General features: G+C 43.3%; 4 protein-coding genes and 1 riboswitch. All 4 genes read left to right on the forward strand.

Features of this window, described 5'->3' with window-relative positions:
- Positions 1 to 389 precede the first annotated feature (389 nt).
- On the forward strand, positions 390 to 1535 hold the full coding sequence (locus tag WMO25_RS14690; RefSeq protein WP_252202906.1) for an acyl-CoA dehydrogenase family protein: 1146 nt from the start codon (positions 390 to 392) through the stop codon (positions 1533 to 1535).
- A gap of 196 nt (positions 1536 to 1731) precedes the next feature.
- A riboswitch (FMN riboswitch) is annotated at positions 1732 to 1845 on the forward strand.
- 240 nt (positions 1846 to 2085) lie between these two features.
- Complete coding sequence (gene ribD / locus WMO25_RS14695; protein ID WP_349085928.1) at positions 2086 to 3201, forward strand: bifunctional diaminohydroxyphosphoribosylaminopyrimidine deaminase/5-amino-6-(5-phosphoribosylamino)uracil reductase RibD; 1116 nt, start codon at positions 2086 to 2088, stop codon at positions 3199 to 3201.
- A 1-nt stretch (position 3202) separates the two neighbouring features.
- Positions 3203 to 3859, forward strand: a complete 657-nt coding sequence (locus WMO25_RS14700) for a riboflavin synthase (RefSeq protein WP_015513955.1) — start codon at positions 3203 to 3205, stop codon at positions 3857 to 3859.
- 15 nt (positions 3860 to 3874) lie between these two features.
- Positions 3875 to 5009: GTP cyclohydrolase II (ribA, locus tag WMO25_RS14705; RefSeq protein WP_349085930.1), on the forward strand; the 1135-nt coding region annotated here is incomplete at its 3' end.

Below are 5009 nucleotides of genomic sequence, written 5' to 3' on the forward strand. Positions count from 1 at the left end.
GGTGGAAGGGCAGTAATGTCCGGAGCTGACTGTTACTAATCGGTCGAGGGCTTGACCTGAGACCTTAGCGAAGGCGGAACGCAGTGGAGACTGAGTTTAGTTCGAAGGTCGTTCTCAGAGCGGAGCGAAGAGAACATACCCGAAAATAGCCAGAGTTAAGAGAGCGGTTCTAAAAGGCAGAGTGTTTTATGATATGCAGTTTTGAAGGTATGTAATATAAAAGAGAGAGACCAGAAGTCACAAGATTTCTGGTCTCTTTTTGTGTAATATGCGAAAATTAAAAATTTATCAATTTACTTATTGACACGAATAGTTAGCTAGTATATAATTAGCTCACAAAGTATTAGTAAGCTAAAAATGAAGCGAGCAAATGAAAGGGGTTAAATGAGATGATAGGGTTTAATTTAACAGAAGAACAGAAAGAGATGCAGGCATTTTTCCGTAAGTTTTCACAGGAACGTGTGAAAGCAGCTGCAGAGAAGATGGATGAAGAAGAGAAAATGGATATGGATCTCATCCATGAGATGCAGAGCCTTGGTATGTTTGGCATTCCATTCTCAGAAGAAGTTGGCGGTGCAGGACTTGATGTTTTCAACTATGTTCTTTTAATGGAAGAACTTTCAAAAGTTGATGCCAGCACAAGTATTACAGTATCTGTACATACATCTTTATGTGCATCCAGCATTGAAGAATTTGCAACACCTGAGCAGAAAGAAAAATGGCTTCGCCCACTGGCTGACGGCAGCAAGATTGGCTGTTTCGGTTTAACAGAGCCGGATGCAGGTTCTGACGTTGCAGGCGCAAGAACAGTTGCAGTTAAAGACGGTGATGAATATGTCATCAACGGCAGCAAGATTTTCACAACAAACTCCGGATTCGCTGATACATTCCTTGTATTTGCTTTAACAGATAAGGCTGCAGGTCCTCACAAAGGCATGTCTGCTTTCCTTATTGACAGAAATACACCAGGTATCACAGTTCAGCCGGATATCAAACGTATGGGTATCCGCGGTGCTTCTAACTCAGAAGTTGTTTACACAGATGTACGTGTACCTGCTTCTGATTTACTTGGCGGCGAAGGCAAAGGCTTCAAGATCGCTATGAAAGCACTTGATGGCGGTCGTATCGGTATTGCTGCTCAGTCTGTAGGTCTTGCACAGGGCGCTTTAGATGAAGCAATTGCATATTGCAAAGAGAGAAAACAGTTTGGCAAGCCAATCACAGCATTCCAGAATACACAGTTCAGAATTGCTGAATTACAGGCAAGAATTGATGCAGCTCGTCTTCTTACATGGCGTGCAGCTGTTGCTAAAGACAATGGCGAACCTTACAATGTATATGCTGCAGAAGCTAAACTGGTTGCTTCTGATGTAGCAAATGATGTTTGCCGTGCAGCTGTTCAGTTCATGGGTGGCTATGGCTACTGCCGTGAATACGGTGTTGAAAGAAAGCTTCGTGATGTCAAGATCACAGAGATTTATGAAGGTACATCCGAAGTTATGAAGATGGTTATCTCTGGCTCTTTACTTAGATAATTGTCGGTTGATAGAATAATAACGAACTCCCTAAATATTTAAAAGTATAAATGAGGCCGGCCAGTCATGATGATTGGCCGGTTTTGTTTTGTTAAAAATTTGCTTTTGTTGAAAAACTTTTCGAATAATTGTAAAAATTCACAAAAAATACTTGTATAAAATAGCCTTATGAGGTATAATAATACAAGAAAATGAATAGGATCTTCAGGGCAGGGTGCAAGTCCCTACCGGTGGTAAAGCCCACGAGCCGCAAGGTTGATTCGGTGCGAGTCCGAAGCCGACAGTATAGTCTGGATGGAAGAAGATAAATTGACGTAAGTTTGTGACTGAATTTATTGACTGCTCTGGTTAGTATGTATTGACCAGAGCATTTCTTTTGTTATAGCATTGTATGTGCCTGAGTGTACATACAATTGTGTTGCAAGTTGACTGCGCGGTGCGCAATTGAGTGTAAGCTATGGTGCCTCTGAAGAATAGATTCAGGGGCATTTTCTGGTTTCACGGGCATTTTCCCGTGAGGCAAAACGTAGACGATAAGGGGTTGGAGTAAATGATAGACAGAAATCAGGAAGATTTACGTTATATGCAGATGGCGCTTGATATGGCAAAGCTTGGGCGTGGCTATACAAACCCTAATCCCATGGTGGGAGCAGTGATTGTCAAGGATGGACAGGTTATTGCAAAAGGATATCATCATTGCTGCGGACAGGGACATGCGGAAGTTGAAGCATTTAAGGATGCCGGAAATCAGGATGTAACTGGAGCAACGATATATGTTACTTTGGAACCATGTTCGCATTATGGTAAGACGCCTCCTTGTGCAGATAAGATTATTGAGAAGAAGATCGGACGGGTAGTTGTCGGTGCACTTGACCCGAATCCATTGGTAGCCGGACGGGGAATTGAGAAGATTCGCAATGCAGGAATTGAAGTAACAACTGGTGTTCTTGCAGAAGAAAGTATCAAGCTCAATGAGATCTTTATGAAGTATATTGTGAACAAGGAACCTTTTGTATTGTATAAGTCAGCCATGTCATTGGATGGCAAGATTGCTACGGCAAGCGGTGAGTCACAGTGGATTTCCTGTGAAGCATCGAGAAAAGAAGTTCATGAACTCAGACACCAGTATATGGCCATTATGGTAGGATCACAGACGGTTCTTGATGATGACCCGATGCTGAACTGCAGATTAATAGAAGGCAAAGATCCAATCCGTGTTGTTGTGGATTCCTCATTACGGATTCCGATGACAGCACGTCTGGTGAAAACAGCCAGGGACATCAGAACGATTGTGGCATGTACGCCGTCAGCAGATGAAAAGAAGATTAAAGATTTGCAGAATGCAGGTGTTGAAGTATTGAGCATTGAAGCGAAAGATGGACATGTTGATCTTAAGAAATTGACGGAAGAACTGGGACGTATGCAGATTGACAGTATTTTACTGGAGGGCGGAGCAGCTTTGGCAGCAGCAGCCTTTGGAGCAGGAATTATCGACAAGGTTCAGATGTACATTGCGCCGAAGATTATCGGCGGCAAGACATCAAGAACACCTGTTGGCGGCAAAGGTGTTGAACATCTTTCAGATGCCTGGCAGCTTAAAGACATAACAGCGAGAAATATAGGCAATGATATATGTATCACGGGCTATATCAGACGGGAGGCATGATATGTTTACAGGTATTATAGAAGAAATAGGAATAGTGAAACAGCTTGTTCCGGGAAAGGTATCCTATCGGCTGACTGTGAGTGCCAATAAAGTGCTGGAGGGGACTCAGGTTGGTGACAGTATTGCTACCAACGGCATTTGTCTGACGGTAACAGCGATCCACGGCAATAATTTTGATGCGGACGTCATGGCAGAAACTGTCAGAAGAACCAATTTTTCATCCCTGCATGCAGGAAGCCGTGTGAATCTTGAACGTGCCCTGACACCGATGAGTCGGTTGGGCGGGCATATTGTCAGTGGTCATATTGACGGGACAGGCACAATCTCTGATATGACAAGAGAGGATAATGCTGTCTGGGTAACTGTACAGACAAAGCCTGATCTGCTGAAGTATATGATAGAAAAGGGTTCTATTGCCATAGACGGTGTGAGTCTGACCATTGCCTATGTGGATGACGGCTGCTTTAAGGTATCTGTCATTCCGCATACAGGTGAAGAAACAATTTTATTAAAGAAAAAACCGGGAGACACCGTCAATCTTGAATGTGATCTCATTGGAAAATATGTCGAGAAATTGCTGTTTGGTAAGGCAGAAGAAACACAGAAATCTTCCGGCGGTATTACAGAAGCATTTCTGGCAGAAAACGGATTTATGTAGGAGGAAACAAAGAGAATGAAGGAATTTAATTCAGTAGAAGAAGTCATCGAAGCCGTTCGTGGCGGCAAGATTGTTGCTGTTATGGACGATGAGGATAGAGAAAATGAAGGTGATGTCATCTGTGCGGCTGAATTTGCAACACCTGAGAATGTCAACTTTATGGCATCTTATGCAAAAGGCTTGATCTGTATGCCGATGCATGTTGATTATGTAGAAAAGCTTGGCCTGGACATGATGTGCTCCGTTAATACAGATAACCATGGAACAGCATTTACAGAATCCATTGATTATAAAGACACAACGACAGGTATTTCTGCTTTTGAGCGTTCCATGACAGCCATGAAGGTTGTTGAAGATGGTGCAAAACCGGAAGATTTCAGAAGACCGGGGCATATGTTCCCACTGGTTGCTAAAAAGGGCGGTATCTTTGAACGTCCGGGACATACAGAAGTGACGGTTGATCTGATGGAGATGGCGGGACTCAAGAAAGTTGGTCTTTGCTGTGAAATCATGAAGGATGACGGCACAATGGCAAGAAGAGATGATCTGCTGGCATTTGCAGAAGAACATGATTTGAAGATCTGTACAATTGCGCAGATCAAGCGATACAGAAAAGAACATGAGAAATTGGTTGAATGTGTGGCAAAGGCAAAACTTCCGACAAAATACGGCGATTTCATGATGTATGGCTATATCAACAAGCTGAATGGTGAACATCATGTGGCACTGGTTAAGGGGGAAATCGGCGATGGCAAGGCTGTATTATGTCGTGTCCATTCAGAATGCCTGACAGGTGATGCGTTTGGCTCCCAGAAATGTGACTGCGGTGAACAGCTTCAGACGGCGCTTCGTATGATTGAGAAGGAAGGCCGAGGCGTATTGTTATACCTCAGACAGGAGGGCCGAGGCATTGGTCTGATCAACAAAATCAAAGCTTATGCCCTGCAGGATCAGGGATATGATACTATTCAGGCCAACATTATGCTTGGTTTCCCGGCAGATATGAGAGATTATACTATCGGTTCCCAGATTCTTGAAGACCTTGGCGTTCATGAACTGAGACTGATGACCAATAATCCTGAGAAGATTGATGGTATTGCGGCCTTTGATCTGAAGATTATCGAAAGAGTTCCAATCCAGATGGAATTAG

It is taken from the genome of Coprococcus intestinihominis, from assembly GCF_040096555.1.
GTDB classification, from domain to species: domain Bacteria; phylum Bacillota; class Clostridia; order Lachnospirales; family Lachnospiraceae; genus Coprococcus_A; species Coprococcus_A intestinihominis.